We start from the raw sequence: 15,328 nt of genomic DNA, 5'->3' as shown, positions 1-15,328 counted from the left end.
GTGTTCGTCGCTCACGGAGCGACTCCGATCGTGGAAAGTCCGGTGTCCTCGGGAAGTCCGAGGGCGATGTTCATGCTCTGCAGGGCGCCGCCGGCGGTGCCCTTGGCGAGGTTGTCGATGGCGCTGATGGCGATGATCCGGCCCGCGGCCTCGTCGTGGGCGACCTGGATCTGTACGGCGTTGGAACCCTGGACGGCCGCCGTCGCGGGCCACTGCCCCTCGGGGAGCAGATCGACGAACGGCTCGTCGGCGAACGTCTTCTCGTACGCCTCGCGGAGGGATCCGGCACTCACCCCGGGCTTCGCCTTCGCGCTGCAGGTGGCGAGGATGCCGCGGGGCATCGGCGCCAGGGTCGGTGTGAAGGAGACCGTGATCCGTTCCCCGGCCGCCGCGCTGAGGTTCTGGATCATCTCGGGGGTGTGCCGGTGGGCGCCGCCGACGCCGTACGGGGTCATGTTGCCCATCACCTCGGAGCCGAGCAGGTGCGGCTTGGCCGCCTTGCCCGCCCCGGAGGTGCCGGACGCGGCGACGATCACGGCCTCGGGCTCGGCCAGCCGGGCCGCGTACGCCGGGAAGAGCGCGAGCGACACCGCGGTCGGGTAGCAGCCGGGCACCGCGATCCGCTTGGAACCGGCCAGCGCGGCGCGTCGGCCCGGCAGTTCGGGCAGCCCGTAGGGCCAGGTTCCGGCGTGCGGCGAGCCGTAGAACTTCTCCCAGTCCGCGGCGTCCTCCAGCCGGAAGTCGGCGCCCATGTCCACGACGAGCACCTCGTCCCCGAGCTGCTCGGCGACGGCGGCGGACTGCCCGTGCGGCAGGGCGAGGAAGACCACGTCGTGCCCGGCGAGCACCTCGGGGGTGGTCGGCCGGAGCACCCGGTCGGCGAGCGGTCGCAGATGCGGCTGGAGCGCACCGAGCCGCTGTCCCGCGTTGGAGTTGGCGGTGAGCTCGCCGATCTCGACCCCGGGGTGGACCAGCAGGAGGCGGAGCAGCTCCCCGCCGGCGTATCCGCTCGCCCCTGCCACCGCTGCACGTACCACCATCGAAAGCCTCCTAGTCGATGGCATGACTATACGCATTGCCGCAGTTTTATGCAAAGACCTGCGCGTCTCGCGCGGGGCCGCGGCCGGTGCCCCGGTCGGGCGACGGGGGCGGGCCCTCCGGGGCGCGGCGATGAGTTTGCGGGCTTCCACCGGTCTGCCTTCCGACGGAGACAACCGACTCATCGGGAGCAAGTCATGGGCCTCATCCACATCGGGTTGTTCGCGACCCTCGACCTGGTCGGGCAGGCGCCCGGCGGCCCCGAGGAGGATCCGGTGGGGTTCCCGTTCGGCGGCTGGCAGGCGCCGCTGCTGGACGACGTCACCGGGGCGCAGGTCGGTGCCGCGTACGCGGGCATGGACGCCCTCCTGCTCGGCCGGCGGACGTACGACATCTTCGCCGCCCACTGGCCCCACCAGAAGGGCGGCGAGGACGGTGACATCGCCGCCCTCTTCAACGGCGTCCCGAAGTACGTGGCCTCTCGCGGCAGGCCGGAGCTCTCGTGGGCCGGGTCCACGCAGCTGGGCCCGGACCTGGTCGGCGCGGTGCGCGAGATCCGTGACCGGCACGAGCACGTGGTGGTCGTCGGGAGCCTGAATCTCGTGCAGACCCTGCTGCGCGAGAAGCTCTTCGACCGTCTCGACCTCTGGGTGCACCCGATCGTGCTCGGCATCGGGAAGAAGGTGTTCGAGGACGGCGCGGTGCCCACCGACGTCACGCTCCTCGAACCCCCGGCGGCCGGCCCGAACGGCATCGTGCACCTGCGCTACGGGCTCGCCGCCGGCACGCCCGCCACGGGGGACATGACCGCACCCGGCCGCGGTGCCGGAAGCAACGTCTGAAGCCGCCCGCCCGGCGGGCCCGTGCCACCGGGGGACGGGCGCGGGGAGTGGTCCCCACCCGTTCCCTCCGGGCCGGGACACCCGGGCCGGTCCCGGGCCTGCCGGCACGATCCGGGCCCTGCCGCAAGCTCCCCGGTGCGCCGTGGGGCGAGAGCGGCAGGGAGCGAGGGTCTCCCCTGCCCCTCCCGGTTCTCAGCCGAGGGCGCGGTCGAGGTTGAAGGCCGCGCTGATCAGCGCGAGATGGGTGAACGCCTGCGGGAAGTTCCCCGTCTGTTCCCCGGTGCGGCCGATCTCCTCCGCGTACAGGCCGAGATGGTTGGCGTACGTGAGCATCTTCTCGAACGCGAGCCGGGCCTCGTCGAGCCGGCCGGCGCGGGTCAGCGCCTCCACGTACCAGAACGAGCAGATCGAGAACGTGCCCTCGTCGCCGCGCAGTCCGTCCGGGCTGGCCTGCGGGTCGTAGCGGTAGACCAGCGAGTCGGAGACCAGGTCCTCCCCCAGCGCGTCCAGCGTGGCGAGCCACTTCGGGTCGGTGGGAGAGATGAACTTCGCCAGCGGCATCATCAGCACCGAGGCGTCCAGGACATGTCCTCCCTCGTACTGGACGAAGGCGTTCCGTTCGGTGGACCAGCCGTGGTCCATGATCCGGTGGTAGATCGCGTCGCGGGCCCGCCCCCACCGCACGATGTCGACGGGCAGTCCGCGGTGCTGGGCGAGCCGCATGGCGCGTTCGACGGCCACCCAGCACATCAGCCGCGAGTAGAGGTGGTTCTCGCCCGCACCGCGGCTCTCCCAGATCCCCTGGTCGGGCTGGTCCCAGTGGTCGCACACCCAGTCGACCAGCTCGCCGATGCTCTCCCAGTGCGCGCTGGAGATGGGCTGCCCCCACTTGTCGTAGAGGTAGAGGGCGTCGATCAGCGCCCCGTAGATGTCCAGTTGCAACTGGCCGACGGCGCCGTTGCCGACGCGCACGGGGGCCGAGCCCCGGTGGCCCTCCAGATGGGTCAGCTCGCGTTCGGGCAGCTCGCGGCGCCCGTCGATGCCGTACATGATCTGCAACGGGCCGAGGGCGCGGCTCGCCCCCGCCGCTTCTCCCGTCGGCACTTCGAGCTGTACGTGCTCGGAGAGGAAGCCCATGAACGCCTCGGCCTCCTCGGTGAAGCCGAGCCTGAGCAGCGCGTACACGCAGAACGCGGCGTCGCGGATCCACACGTAGCGGTAGTCCCAGTTGCGTTCGCCGCCGATGCGTTCGGGCAGGCTGGTGGTCGGCGCGGCGATGATGGCGCCGGTCGGGACGTAGGTGAGGAGCTTCAGGGTGAGGGCGGAGCGGTGGACCATCTCCCGCCAGCGGCCACGGTAACGCGACCGGGACAGCCAGCGCCTCCAGTACCCGACAGTGGCGTTGAACTGCTGTTCCGCCTCGGACAGCGGGCAGAAGCGGGGGGCCACGTCGCCGCCGATCCGGTCCAGGGCGAAGACGGCGGACTCGCCCTCGTGCAGTTTGAACAGCGACCACACGTCCGGGCCGGCGACCTCCAGGGGAACACTGGCCGTCAGGGCGAGGGTGAGCGAGGGCGTCTCGAAGACCGCCTGGCCGTGTTCGGCCCGCACCGTGTGCGGCCGGGCCCCGTACTCGAAGCGGGGCGCCACCCGGGCGCGGAACGGCAGCGATCCTCGTACGCACACCACGCGGCGGATCAGCCGGTGCCGGCCGGCCTCGCGCGAGTCGTCGACGACGGGCATGAAGTCCTGGACCTCGCCGACGCCGTCGTCGGCGAAGAAGCGGGTGATCAGCACATTGGTGTCGGGGAAGTAGAACTGCTTGGTGCGGGCGGGGACGTCGGCGGCCAGTTCGAAGGACCCGCCCCGGTCGGCGTCGAGGATCGAGGCGAAGACACTGGGCGCGTCGAAGCGCGGGCAGCAGTACCAGTCGATGGTGCCCCGGGTGTCCACCAGCGCCGCGCTGCGCAGGTCGCCGATCAGGCCGTGCTCGGCGACGGGCGGGTAACGGACGTCCCCGGCGCCCGGAAAACCCCCGGCACCCGTCTCGGGCTCCACCGTCACGTCGGACCTCCTCGCGGGCAGCCCCTCTACCAGGCTAGATCCTCCGCCCCGATCGGGCCGGGCAAAGGAGCCGGCGAAGGACGGGCCGGCGGGGCGGGGCCGACGGACGGTTCGGCGGGCGGGGCGGGCAGGCGGCCCTGGCCTCCCGGTTTTCGGCGCCGTGCCCGTCGATGTCAGGATGGCCCCATGACGAGCAAGGTTTATTTCGACATCACCATCGACGACAAGCCCGCGGGGCGGATCACCTTCAAGCTGTTCGACGACGTCGTCCCGAAGACGGCGGAGAACTTCCGGAAGCTGGCGACCGGCGAGGAGGGCTTCGGCTACAAGGGGTCGTCCTTCCACCGGATCATCCCCGACTTCATGCTGCAGGGCGGGGACTTCACCCGTGGCGACGGCACGGGCGGCAAGAGCATCTACGGCGCCAAGTTCGCCGACGAGAACTTCAAGCTCACGCACTCCAAGCCGGGCCTGCTGTCCATGGCCAACGCCGGCCCGAACTCCAACGGTTCGCAGTTCTTCATCACGACGATCGTGACGTCGTGGCTGGACGGCAAGCACGTGGTGTTCGGCGAGGTCGACAACCAGGAGAGCATGGACCTGGTCAAGAAGATCGAGGCCCTCGGCTCGCAGAGCGGCCGCCCCAAGGCGAAGATCACCATCGCGGACAGCGGCGTCCTCTGACCCGCGCACCGAGCCGCTGAACGAGCGCGCCCCCGACGGTTTCCGTCGGGGGCGCGCCCCGTTTCCCGGCCCCGCACGGGCTCCGGTCCGCTCGGTACGGTGACCGGCATGGGGAACGACTTCGGCGGCGGAGGCCGCACGCTGTACCTGACCAACGGGAGTACGGAGGTCTTCGTCGACGTACTGGTGCTGGCCGTGTCCGACCTCGCCGAGACCGTCTGGGAACACCGCTTCGCCGCGCTGCTCTGCCGTCAGGACCAGTGGGCCATGGGGCGCGGAATGGTCGGCTTCGACCTGGAGGACATCGACTGGGGCCGCTCCCCGCGGGAACGGGACGCGGCGAAGGACTTCGTGCTGCGGGTGCTCGATCTCGCGCTGCGCAGGCACCGGTGGGACGAGCTGGACTACGATCCGCCGTTCGCCGAGGACTGCCTGCGGCGATACCGGGAGATGGTCGAGGCCTTCGACCCCGCCGGCATCGCCCCCGAGGACCGGGACCACGACTGCTTCCCCACCCCGGAGGAGGCCGCCACGGCCATGTGCGTACGCCACCGCGTCCTGTCCGCACCGACCTGGTGGGAGGAATGCGTCTTCTGCATGTCGCACCGGTGACCCGGTGGCGGGCTTCTCTGCGCCTCCCATGGAATGTCAACCGACAGTTGACACCTGCGCACTGTCAACTTACGGTTGACACATGGAGAATCCCGTACGCATGAGCAACCCCGTACGCCTCGACGACCTGATCGAGGCCATCAAGAAGGTGCACACCGACGCCCTCGACCAGCTCGCCGACGCCGTCATCGCCGCGGACCACCTCGGCGACGTGGCCGACCACCTGATCGGGCACTTCGTGGACCAGGCCCGGCGCTCGGGCGCCTCCTGGACGGAGATCGGCAAGAGCATGGGGGTGACCAGGCAGGCGGCCCAGAAGCGGTTCGTCGCCAAGGACCCGGGAGAAATCTCGGACCTCGACCCCAGCCAGGGCTTCAGCCGCTTCACCCCGCGGGCCAGGAACGTGGTGATGGCCGCGCAGAACGAGGCCCGCGAAGCGCGCAACGACGAGATCCGCCCCGAGCACCTCGTCCTGGGGCTGCTCAGCGAGCCGGAGGGGCTGGGCGCCGCGTTCATCAAGGCCCAGGGCGTCACCGCGGAGGACATCCGCCGGGCCGCGACCGAGGCGCTGCCCGGCCCGGTCGACGAGGTGCCGGACCTCATCCCGTACGACGCCGGGGCCCGCAAGGCGCTGGAACTGACGTTCCGGGAGGCACTGCGGATGGGCCACAACTTCGTCGGGACCGAGCACATCCTGCTCGCCCTGCTGGAGCAGGAGGACGGCGAGGGCGTGCTGACCGGTCTCGGTGTCGACAAGGCGACCGCCGAAACGGCCATCACCGAGGCCCTCGCCCTCATCTCCGTCTCTCCCAAGGAGGCGTGAGCCGGAAAGGCGACCCGGAAGGCATGAGCGTCCCTGCGCCCCGGGTGTGCCGGCGACACGGCACACCCGGGGCGTCCGGGCGCCCGGCGGTCCGCAGCGAGGGGCGCACCTCCCGCCGCGGGCCGCCGCCGGGCACCGCCCCGTACGGTCAGAGCGCCCCGTACACCGCCTCGACCAGGGCCGTCCTGCGGGGGTCGTCCGAGATCCTCGGCCCCATCCGGTTCATCACGTACCCGAGGGCGAGGTCGGCCTCGGGGTCGGCCAGGCCGCAGGAGCCACCGGCGCCGTCGTGGCCGAAGGCTCGCGGGTTGGGCCCGTACGAGCCCTCGGGGCCGCTCAGCCAGAGCCCCAGGGCGATCTCCGTGTCACGGCCGAGCCCCGCGCCGAGCACCAGGTCCCGGCAGACCTCCTGCCCCTCACGGACTCGCTCGGCCGTCGCCGCGGAGAGGATCCTTCGGCCGTCCCGGGTCCCCCGGCCGGCGAGGATCCCGTACAGCGCGGCGACGGCGCGGGCGGTGCCGTGCCCGTTGGCCGCGGGGATCTCCGCGGCCCGCCACTGCGGAGTGTTGGCGACGGCCGCGCCCGTCGGCGGATTGAGCAGCGACGCGGCGCCCAGGGGCGGCATCCGCGCGAAGAGCGCGGAGTGCGCGCGTGCGTCGGTCCTCGGGACGACGAGTTCGGCGACCCTGCCCGCCTCCTTCTCGGGGAGCCCGATCGTGAAGTCGATGCCGAGCGGGCCGGTCACCTCCCGCCGGAGGAACTCCCCCGGCAGCAGGCCGGTGATCCGCCGGACCACCTCGCCCACCAGAAACCCATGAGTGAGGGCGTGGTACCCGGAGCGAGTACCGGGCTCCCACCAGGGTTCGGTCGCCGCCGGCCGGGCGGTGGTCAGGTCCCAGTCGTAGAGCTCGGCCAGGGTGTGCGGTTCGCGCAGGCCGGCCAGTCCCGCACGGTGCGAGAGCAGATGGCGCACGAGCACGGACTCCTTGCCCGCCGCGGCGAATTCCGGCCAGTACGCGGCGACCGGCGCGTCGAGGTCCAGCAGGCCCCGGTCGGCGAGGACGTGGGCGCACAGCGCGGTCGGACCTTTGGTCGTGGACCAGACGTTGACCAGCGTCTCCCGTTCCCAGGGGCGGGTGCGGGCGCCGTCGGCCCAGCCGCCCCAGAGATCGACCACGGGCCTCCCGGCGATCAGTACGGTGACGGCCGCGCCCAACTCGCCGCGCTCCCGAAAATTTTCCTCGAACGCGGCCCGTACCGCGGAAAAACGGTCGTCGCACTGGCCGTGGATCTGCGGCACGGTGACCCCCCTCGCCCGGACGCGCCCGTCGGATGCCCTGGGCACGCAACGTACCGACCGGTCGGACCGACGGGAAGACTCCTGCCCGGCGGAGCCGGCCGGTCAGCGGGCTCCCGCTTCGAGGCGGAGGGTCCAGCGACCCGGCACACCGGTGAGCGTGACCGTGGAGAGCGGTCCGACGTCCACGTTCCAGTACGTCGAGGGCGGGGCCTTGAGCGCGTAGACGAGTGCGGCCCGGACCACCGCGGGTTCGGCGACGGCGACGATGGCCCCGTCGCACGCGGGGCGGGTGTCCAGCCAGCCCCCTATCCGCGAGATGAACGCGAGCAGCGGTTCCCCGCCGTGCGGGGCGGAGCGCGGGTCCGCGAGCCAGGCGTCGACCGCCGCCGGTTCGCATGCCGTGATGTCGGCGAGGGTGTACCCGCGCCAGCGGCCCATGTCGCAGTCGCGCAGGGCCGGCTGGACGAGCGGGGCGAAGCCGAGCGCGTCCCCGGTGGCGCGGCTGCGCGGGGTGGGCGAGCAGTAGCGCAACTCGGCGGCGCCCAGGGGCATCAGGGCGTGCGCGGCGAGCTGGACCTCGTGCCAGCCCGCCTGGTCGAGCGGCCGGTCGTCGTCGAAGCGCTCGGCGAGCAGCGCGGAGCCACGCGCCGCGGCAACGAGCGAGACTCGAGAAGTCATGGCGGTGATCGTGGGGCCGAACGCCGCGCGGGTCAAGAGGGTCTACGCGGGTCAACCGGCGCCGGGCCGCCCGGAGCCGCCTCGGGGCCACCCTCGCTCCGATGGCTTGAAGTCGCCTACCCTGCAAGCGAGTTGACCATCTCCGGTGCCGGGATCCGCCCTCCCGCTCCCGCCCCGTGTCCCGTCAGGACCGGGGGCCGCTCACGGTGCCGGGCAGGATCTCGTCGCAGGCGGTGCGCAGTCGGCGGACGCCCTCGGCGATCTCGGCCGCGCCGGTGACCGCGGCGAAGCTCAACCGGATGTGCGGGGAGGGGGGTTCCGCGCAGAAGTACGGGCGGCCCGGGGCGACGGCGACACCCGCGCGCAGGGCCGCCGCGACCACCGCGGACTCGTCCGTGCCCGCCTCCGTCTCCGGCAGACGCAGCCACAGGCTGCCGCCGCCCGCGGGGACGTGCGGGAGCACGAGGCCGGGCAGCTCCAGGCCCAGGGCCGTCGTCATGGCGTTGCGCCGGTCGCGCAGCCCGGCCGACACGGACCGCAGATGGTGGCCCCAGGCCGGGGAGCCCACGAGTTCGAGCGCGGCCTCCTGGAGCGGGCGGGGGACGAAGAAGCTGTCGACGACCTGGATGGCCCGCAGCCGGCCGAGCACCGGCCCGCGGGCGGCGAGCGCCCCCACCCGCAGGCTCGGCGAGGCGATCTTGGTGAGGGAGCGGACGTGGACGACCACGCCGTCCGGGTCGTCGGCGGCCAGGGGCTCGGGCAGCGGCCCCGCGTCGTCGTGGACCAGGCGGCGGGCGAAGTCGTCCTCGACGACGAAGGCCCCCGCCGCGCGGGCGATCCGGACGACCTCGGCGCGTCGCCCGGGGGCCAGGACCGCGCCGGTCGGGTTCTGGAAGAGCGGCTGGCAGACGAAGACCCGGGCGCCGGTGGCCCGGAACGCGGCGGCGAGCAGTTCCGGGCGGACGCCGTCGCGGTCCACCGGCACCGGCACCGGTCGCAGTCCGGCGGCACGGGCTACCGCCAGCATGCCGGGGTAGGTGGGCGACTCGACCAGGACCGGGGCGCCGGGCGGGGCGAGGGCTCGCAGCGCGGTGGCCAGGGCGCTCTGACCGCCCGCCGTGACGATGACGTCGGCGGCACCGAACGCGGGCCCGATCTCCCGGGCGAACCAGGCCCGCAGTTCGGTCAGCCCGTCGACGGGCGGCCTGTCCCAGGCCCCGGGGCGGCGGCCCGCCCGCCCGAGGGCGGCGCCGAGCGCCCGCTCCGGCCGGAGGGAGGAGTGGAGGTAGCCGCCGTTCAGCTCGATCACTCCGGGCGGCGGGGCGGCGAGCGTGACCAGGACCCCGGAGGCGTCGACGGTGCGCGGCACCACCTCGGGGCCGCCGTCACCGCTGAGGGACACCTCCTGCCAGGAGGTGTCCCCCGCCGGGGGCACCTCGTCACGGGGCTGCGCCCGGAAGGCGCCGGAGCCGGGCCGGGTGACCACGAGGCCCTCGGCGGCGAGCCGGGCGATGGCCCGGGAGACGGTCACCGGGCTGACCCGGAAGCGTTCCACCAGGGCTCGACTCGACGGGAGCTTTCCACCGATCGAGTAGCGATTCAGTTCACTGCGGAGTGAATCAGCCAGTTCGGCGACGCTGCTACGCTCTTGCATGAGAGCCAAAGATAGCGCTACCCACAGCGCCGCGATAGCGGTCGAGCCCCCGGAGGCCGCGGTCCGCACCTCGAACCGCGGCGGTACGGTGCTCGCCGGACTCGGCGTGGTCGCCTTCTCGCTGACCTTTCCGTCCACGGCCTGGGGTCTGGAGAGCTTCGGCCCCTGGTCCCTGGTGGCGCTGCGCACCCTGCTCGCCGCCGCGATCGCGGGCAGCGCGCTGCTGGCGGGAGGCGTCCCGCTGCCGGACCGGCGGCACCTGGCCGGGCTCCTCGTCGTCGCCGCCGGTGTGGTGGTCGGCTTCCCGCTCCTGACCACGCTGGCGCTGCAGACCTCGACGACCTCGCACGCGGCCGTGGTGGTGGGGCTGCTGCCGCTGACCACCGCGGTTTTCTCCTCGCTGCGCACCGGGGCACGGCCGCCCCGCTCCTTCTGGATCGCGGCACTCGCCGGGGCCGCCGTGGTGATCGCGTTCACCGTGCGGGAGAGCGGCGGGGCGCCGTCCGGCGGCGATCCCTACCTGTTCGGCGCGCTGCTGGTGTGCGCGGCGGGGTACACGGAGGGAGGCAGGCTGGCCCGGATCATGCCGGGGTGGCAGGTGGTCGGCTGGGCGCTGGTGTTCTGCCTGCCCCTCGCGGTGGCCGGGGCGGCGGTCGCGTTGCCGTCGGAGCCGGTGCGGCTGTCCGCGCACGGGGTGATCGGCCTGGTCTGGGTGGCGGCCGTGTCGACGTTCCTCGGCCTGTACGTCTGGTACCGGGGGATGGCGGAGATCGGGGTGCCGAGGGCCAGCCAGCTCCAGCTCGCGCAGCCGCTGCTGACCCTGGTGTGGTCGTTCTTCCTGCTGGGCGAGGAGGTCTCGGCGGCGGCGCCGGTGGCGGCGCTCGCGGTGCTCGGCTGCATCGCGGTCACCCAGCGGGCGGGGCGGGACCGGCGCCCGCGCCGAGGGCCGTCGCCCTCCACCGGGCGAAGTCGCCTTTCGGACATAGACTTGTCGACATGGACCGCCACCCGTGAGGAGGTCAGTCGCGATGGAGGCACACGCGGGCGACCGGCTGCTGACACACGGCAGGACCGTGGGGCAGCACGACAGGGTCGCAGAGATCGTCGAAGTGCTCGGGGCCGGGGGCACTCCCCCGTACCGCGTCCGCTTCGAGGACGGACATGAGCACCTGATTTCACCCGGTCCCGACAGCGTCGTACAGCACACCGCCCCCCGGAAGCAGGCCTAGGAGACTCCGTAGCGGCCTCCGGTGGCCGGCACTGTTCTTCGCCCCCGGGCGCCCCGGTAGGGCCCGCCGGTTCTCCGACGGCCCGGCCGGGGCGCCCGTCGTGCCCACCCCGCCTCTGCTGTCGGCGGGGTGGGCACGTACTGCCCGCGGGGCGGCGCGGGTCAGCGGGGCGGGCGGGCCCGGTTCTGGTAGTGGTCGGCCACCACCCGGTCCATGGCCCCGATCGGGTCGTTCACCACGTTCTTCCCCGAGAAGTAGACGTGGCCGCGCACCTGGTCGTGGCCGGCGGCGAAGTCGATGTGCCGGGAGAGTTCGGCCGGGTCCTGCCAGGCGGCCGGCTGGGCGGGGTCGCCCGCCTTGTAGAGCGCCTCCCCCACGAACAGGTCGACGCCCGTGCCCCGGACCGTCTCGGCCCACCAGGGCAGCAGCTTGGCGTAGTCGGCGGCGGCGAAGCCGATGTTCCAGTAGATCTGCGGGCAGATGTAGTCGATCCAGCCCTTCCGGACCCAGCCGCGGGTGTCGGCGTACAGGTCGTCGTAGGTCTGCACCCCGGCCTTCGTGTCGGAGCCGAGCGGGTCGGTGGCGGCGTTGCGCCACACGCCGAACGGGCTGATCCCGAACTGGACGTTCTTCTTGATCTGCTTGATCCGCTCGGCGGTCTCCCGCACCAGCCGGTCGGTGTTGTCCCGCCGCCAGGCGGCCTTGTCCGGGAAGCCCGCGCCGTACTTCTGGTACGTGGCGTCGTCGTCGAAGACCTGCCCCGCCACCGGGTACGGGTAGAAGTAGTCGTCCCAGTGCACCGCGTCGATGTCGTAGCGGCGGACCGCGTCGAGCATGGCGTCCTGGACGAAGCGGCGGACCTCGGGGATTCCCGGGTTGTAGTAGAGCTTCCCGCCGTACGGCAGCACCCAGTCGGGATGCACCCTGGCCGGGTGGGCGGGCGCCAGCCGGGACGGGTCGGTGTGGTTGGCGACCCGGTACGGGTTGAACCAGGCGTGCAGCTCCAGGCCGCGGCGGTGCGCCTCGCGGACGGCGGTGCCCAGCGGGTCCCAGCCGGGGTCCTTGCCCTGGACGCCGGTGAGGTACTGGGCCCACGGCTCGTAGGGCGAGGGCCACAGCGCGTCGGCGGTCGGCCGCACCTGCAGGATCACGGTGTTCAGCCGCCGCTCGACGGCCTCGTCGAGGTACGCGATCAGCTCGGCCCGCTGGGCGGCCGCCGTCAGGCCCGGCGCCGAGGGCCAGTCGATGTTGGCGACGGTGGCGATCCACATGCCGCGCAGCTCGCGGCGGGCGACACGGCGACGGCCCGCCTGCTCCGGCGCTCCGGGACCGCCGGACGGGGCGGCGGGGGAACCGGAGGAATCACCCGTTCCCCGGGACGGGCCCGCGAAGGCGTCGCCCGCCGCGGCGACACCGCCCATCACACCCGCGACCACCCCGGCCGCACCCGCCACAAAGCCTCTTCTGGCCATTTGCCGCATTTCGTTGCACCTGCCGTCTCTCTGGCATCGTCGCCATCGTCCGTCGCCCCCGTATTCGGGCGTAACGCAGAGCATGCCCGCCCCGGCCCACGATGACCCGTAGGACGCGGAGTAACGTCGTGGGGTCGGGGCGGGCACCGGAATCAGACGGGAACCTGCGACACGGAGAACAGCGAAAGGCACGAGGTGACGGACTCTATGGCCGACATTGCACGCGTCGGAGTGGTGGGCTGTGGCCAGATGGGCGCGGGCATCGCGGAAGTGTGCGCCCGCAGCGGTCTCGAGGTCCTGGTGGCCGAGACCACCGGTGAGGCGCTGGAGATCGGCCGCACCCGGTTGCACAACTCCCTCTCGAAGGCCGCCGAACGCGGCAAGATCACTCCGGAGGAGCGCGACGGGACACTCGCCCGTCTGAGCTTCACCACCGACCTCGGGGAGTTCGCCGACCGCGATCTCGTCATCGAGGCCGTCGTGGAGAACGAACAGGTCAAGACCGAGATCTTCCAGGTACTCGACCAGGTGGTGACCCGGCAGGACGCGATCCTCGCCTCGAACACCTCCTCCATCCCGCTGGTGAAGCTGGCCGTGGCGACCTCCCGCCCGGACCGGGTCATCGGCATCCACTTCTTCAACCCGGCGCCGGTGCAGAAGCTCGTCGAGCTGATCCCCGCGCTGACGACGTCCGACGAGACGATCAAGCGCTCCGAGGCGCTGGTGCAGGACGTCCTCGGCAAGCACCCGATCCGTGCCCAGGACCGCTCCGGCTTCGTCGTCAACGCGCTGCTGATTCCGTATCTGCTCTCCGCGATCCGGATGTTCGAGTCGGGGATCGCCAGCCGCGAGGACATCGACAACGGCATGGAGCTCGGCTGCGCCCACCCGATGGGTCCGCTCAAGCTCTCCGACCTGATCGGGCTCGACACGGTGGCCTCGGTCGCCGACTCGATGTACGCGGAGTTCAAGGAGCCGCTGTACGCCGCTCCGCCGCTGCTCCAGCGCATGGTCGACGCGGGCCGGCTCGGCCGCAAGACGGGGTCGGGCTTCTACCCGTACTCCTGATCCTCACCTCTGTGCCCGACGGGGCCGGCCGGGGCGATCCCCCGGCCGGCCCCGTCCGCTTCTCCAACCCCGTCCCGCAGCGCCCGGCGGACGGAGGGCGCACCCGGGGTCACAGCGGTACGCACAGGGCCCCGTCGATCAGTTCGGCGGCCCGCCCCGCCTCGGCGCTGCCGCTCGCGGCCAGGCCCTCGCGCACGGCGCGCAGCCGGTCGCGCAGCCGCCGTGACTCCATGCCCCCGGCCCGCTCCGCCATCTCCAGCGCCGTGGCCGCCGCCCGGTCCGCCTCGCCCCGGCACAGTTCGACCTGGGCCAGCACGGCCAGCCGCTGCACCCGGCCCCGGTCGTGCGCCGGGGACCGTACGGCCGCCGCCGCGTGCTCCCCGGCCCCCACCAGGTCGCCGAGGCAGAGCAGCGCCTCGGCCACCTGCACGTCGACCAGGCCCGGCTGGACGTATCCCGCCTCGGCCGGCTCCTGCCCCGGCCTCATGCGCGCGGCCTCCGTCCCCGCGCGCCGGATGCACTCCCTGGCGCCGCCCGCGTCGCCGAGGCGGGCGTACGCCTTGGCCTGCATCGCGTACAGGTCGGCGGCGAGCGCGGGGCCGAGGCGTCCCCCGGCGGCCCGCAGCGCCGCCTGCGCGAAGGCGACGGACTGCCGGTACTCGCCGAGGAACAGCGACTGGTTGACCAGCAGGGCGATCGCATAGCCGCCGCACCCCCGGTCCCCGCTCGCCTTGGCCAGCCTCAGCGCCTGGTGGAAGTGGCGCTGGGCGAGGCCGTGCAGGTCGCAGTCGTACGCGCAGATCCCCGCCACCGCGACCAGCCCGCCCGCCGCCCGGTACAGCCGACGGCCCGTGGCGTCGTCGTGGCCGCCGCGCAGCAGCGGGGCGGCCACGGAGTTCAGGAAACCGGCTACCCGGGGCCTGGTCACTATTCCGCCCGCCCTGCGGTACATCAGCTCGTAGTGGGTACGGGCCGCGCGCAGGGCCACCAGGTCGGCCGCGCCGACGCGGACCGGGCCCTCGCGGGAGACGTCGGCGTCCTCGGGCGGGTTCTCCCACTCCCAGACGGGCATCACCGCCGCGGTTCCCGTGACGGCGGACGGGGCGGGCGGGTGCGGGCGTCCCGGTTCGTCCGAGCGCCACAGCGCGGTGGTCCGTTCGACGAATCCGGTGAGCGTGGCGCCGGGCACGGGCGCCCCGGTGCCCGCCTCCGCCATTCCTATGTCGTCCAGCGAGACGGACCGGCCCAGGCGCTTCCCGAGCACTTCGCAGATCAGGTCCGGCACCTGGCCGCGCGGGCGCTGCCCCTTCAGCCAGCGGGCCACCGCGGTGTGTTCGTACCGCAGCGGGAGCCCGCGGGAGCCGCCGGCCCGGTTGACGTGCGCGGCGAGGCCCGCCCGGGAGACGCCCGCTTCCTCGATCAGGGCCGCCAGCAGAATGTTGGGCTCCGTCGCTCCCATGTGCCCCTCCGGTGGTTCGGCACGTCGAGACGTGTCGCACCAGTGGAGCACGATTCACACGGGGTGTGAACGGAATGCCCGAACCGTCCCGCTGCGCACCCTGTCGCGCCGGTGCGCGGGTCGGTTGAATCAGTCGCCTCGCAAGAGGCGGACGGGCCGTCTGCTCCCCCTCGTACAGTACGACGGCCCACACCCGCGCCGTCCGTCCTGCCGACCTGCCCAACACTCCGTGGCAGCGCGGACGGCGCCGGATCGCACGACCCACTGCCCACGGATCGGAGGGTGGCTACGGGGTCGGCACGGGGCCGGGTCCTCCCCGGGCCGCGCCGGGGCCCGGGTGCGATGTGCCGCCCGGCGAGCACGCAGGAGGGGCGCATCCGGTCGGATGCGCCCCTCCTCACAGCT

13 protein-coding genes and 1 pseudogene are annotated in these 15,328 nt (G+C 73.0%); 7 read left to right on the top strand and 7 right to left on the bottom strand.

The genetic code is table 11. The annotated features are described in order from the left end of the window. Window positions 1-11: 11 nt before the first annotated feature. The gene (gene argC, locus ACWCXX_RS22445) at window positions 12-1,040 is read right to left on the bottom strand and encodes an N-acetyl-gamma-glutamyl-phosphate reductase (RefSeq protein WP_451129832.1); all 1,029 of its coding nucleotides are present in this window, start codon (window positions 1,038-1,040) and stop codon (window positions 12-14) included. A 195-nt stretch (window positions 1,041-1,235) separates the two neighbouring features. On the opposite strand from argC, the gene ACWCXX_RS22440 reads away from it, so the two are divergent. Next, a complete protein-coding gene (locus tag ACWCXX_RS22440; protein WP_451129830.1) occupies window positions 1,236-1,880 on the top strand; it encodes a dihydrofolate reductase family protein in 645 nt (214 codons plus the stop codon). A 192-nt stretch (window positions 1,881-2,072) separates the two neighbouring features. On the opposite strand, the gene ACWCXX_RS22435 is transcribed toward ACWCXX_RS22440, so the two are convergent. After that, window positions 2,073-3,944 carry a glycoside hydrolase family 15 protein gene (locus tag ACWCXX_RS22435; protein ID WP_451129828.1) on the bottom strand — a complete coding sequence of 624 codons (1,872 nt, stop codon included), beginning with the start codon at window positions 3,942-3,944 and terminating at the stop codon, window positions 2,073-2,075. Between the two features lie 186 nt (window positions 3,945-4,130). Here ACWCXX_RS22435 and ACWCXX_RS22430 point away from each other — a divergent pair, with 186 nt between their 5' ends. From ACWCXX_RS22430 to ACWCXX_RS22420, 3 genes are all read left to right on the top strand, one after another. Then, entirely contained in the window at window positions 4,131-4,628 is a 498-nt protein-coding gene (locus ACWCXX_RS22430; RefSeq protein WP_451129826.1) for a peptidylprolyl isomerase, read from the top strand. A gap of 108 nt (window positions 4,629-4,736) precedes the next feature. Next, window positions 4,737-5,240, top strand: a complete 504-nt coding sequence (locus ACWCXX_RS22425; protein ID WP_451129825.1) for a hypothetical protein — start codon at window positions 4,737-4,739, stop codon at window positions 5,238-5,240. Between the two features lie 82 nt (window positions 5,241-5,322). Further along, window positions 5,323-6,063: a Clp protease N-terminal domain-containing protein gene (locus ACWCXX_RS22420; protein WP_451129823.1), complete on the top strand. Its 741-nt coding sequence runs from the start codon at window positions 5,323-5,325 to the stop codon at window positions 6,061-6,063. Between the two features lie 148 nt (window positions 6,064-6,211). On the opposite strand, the gene ACWCXX_RS22415 is transcribed toward ACWCXX_RS22420, so the two are convergent. From ACWCXX_RS22415 to ACWCXX_RS22405, 3 genes are all read right to left on the bottom strand, one after another. Continuing rightward, window positions 6,212-7,363 carry a serine hydrolase domain-containing protein gene (locus tag ACWCXX_RS22415; protein ID WP_451129821.1) on the bottom strand — a complete coding sequence of 384 codons (1,152 nt, stop codon included), beginning with the start codon at window positions 7,361-7,363 and terminating at the stop codon, window positions 6,212-6,214. 102 nt (window positions 7,364-7,465) lie between these two features. Next, window positions 7,466-8,041, bottom strand: a complete 576-nt coding sequence (locus tag ACWCXX_RS22410) for a histidine phosphatase family protein (RefSeq protein WP_451129819.1) — start codon at window positions 8,039-8,041, stop codon at window positions 7,466-7,468. A 184-nt stretch (window positions 8,042-8,225) separates the two neighbouring features. Further along, window positions 8,226-9,695 carry an aminotransferase-like domain-containing protein gene (locus ACWCXX_RS22405; RefSeq protein ID WP_451129817.1) on the bottom strand — a complete coding sequence of 490 codons (1,470 nt, stop codon included), beginning with the start codon at window positions 9,693-9,695 and terminating at the stop codon, window positions 8,226-8,228. On the opposite strand from ACWCXX_RS22405, the pseudogene ACWCXX_RS22400 reads away from it, so the two are divergent. Continuing rightward, a pseudogene (locus ACWCXX_RS22400) lies at window positions 9,694-10,626 on the top strand (DMT family transporter); the annotation flags it as partial. The gene ACWCXX_RS22405 and the pseudogene ACWCXX_RS22400 overlap by 2 nt on opposite strands. A 97-nt stretch (window positions 10,627-10,723) precedes the next feature. Next, a complete protein-coding gene (locus ACWCXX_RS22395; protein ID WP_451129815.1) occupies window positions 10,724-10,924 on the top strand; it encodes a DUF1918 domain-containing protein in 201 nt (66 codons plus the stop codon). 161 nt (window positions 10,925-11,085) lie between these two features. On the opposite strand, the gene ACWCXX_RS22390 is transcribed toward ACWCXX_RS22395, so the two are convergent. Next, the gene (locus ACWCXX_RS22390; protein ID WP_451129813.1) at window positions 11,086-12,405 is read right to left on the bottom strand and encodes a glycoside hydrolase family 10 protein; all 1,320 of its coding nucleotides are present in this window, start codon (window positions 12,403-12,405) and stop codon (window positions 11,086-11,088) included. 198 nt (window positions 12,406-12,603) lie between these two features. On the opposite strand from ACWCXX_RS22390, the gene ACWCXX_RS22385 reads away from it, so the two are divergent. Beyond that, a complete protein-coding gene (locus ACWCXX_RS22385; protein WP_451129811.1) occupies window positions 12,604-13,464 on the top strand; it encodes a 3-hydroxybutyryl-CoA dehydrogenase in 861 nt (286 codons plus the stop codon). Window positions 13,465-13,573: 109 nt separating this feature from the next. Here ACWCXX_RS22385 and ACWCXX_RS22380 read toward each other — a convergent pair whose 3' ends face one another. Next, window positions 13,574-14,923 (bottom strand): transcriptional regulator, encoded by a 1,350-nt coding sequence (locus ACWCXX_RS22380; protein ID WP_451129809.1) that lies wholly within the window; start codon window positions 14,921-14,923, stop codon window positions 13,574-13,576. Between the last annotated feature and the right edge of the window lie 405 nt (window positions 14,924-15,328).

The sequence above is a fragment of the Streptomyces sp. NPDC001732 genome (assembly GCF_053596315.1).
Note: the sequence above shows the minus strand (reverse complement) of the source record. Positions and strands in the feature narration are given on the sequence as shown.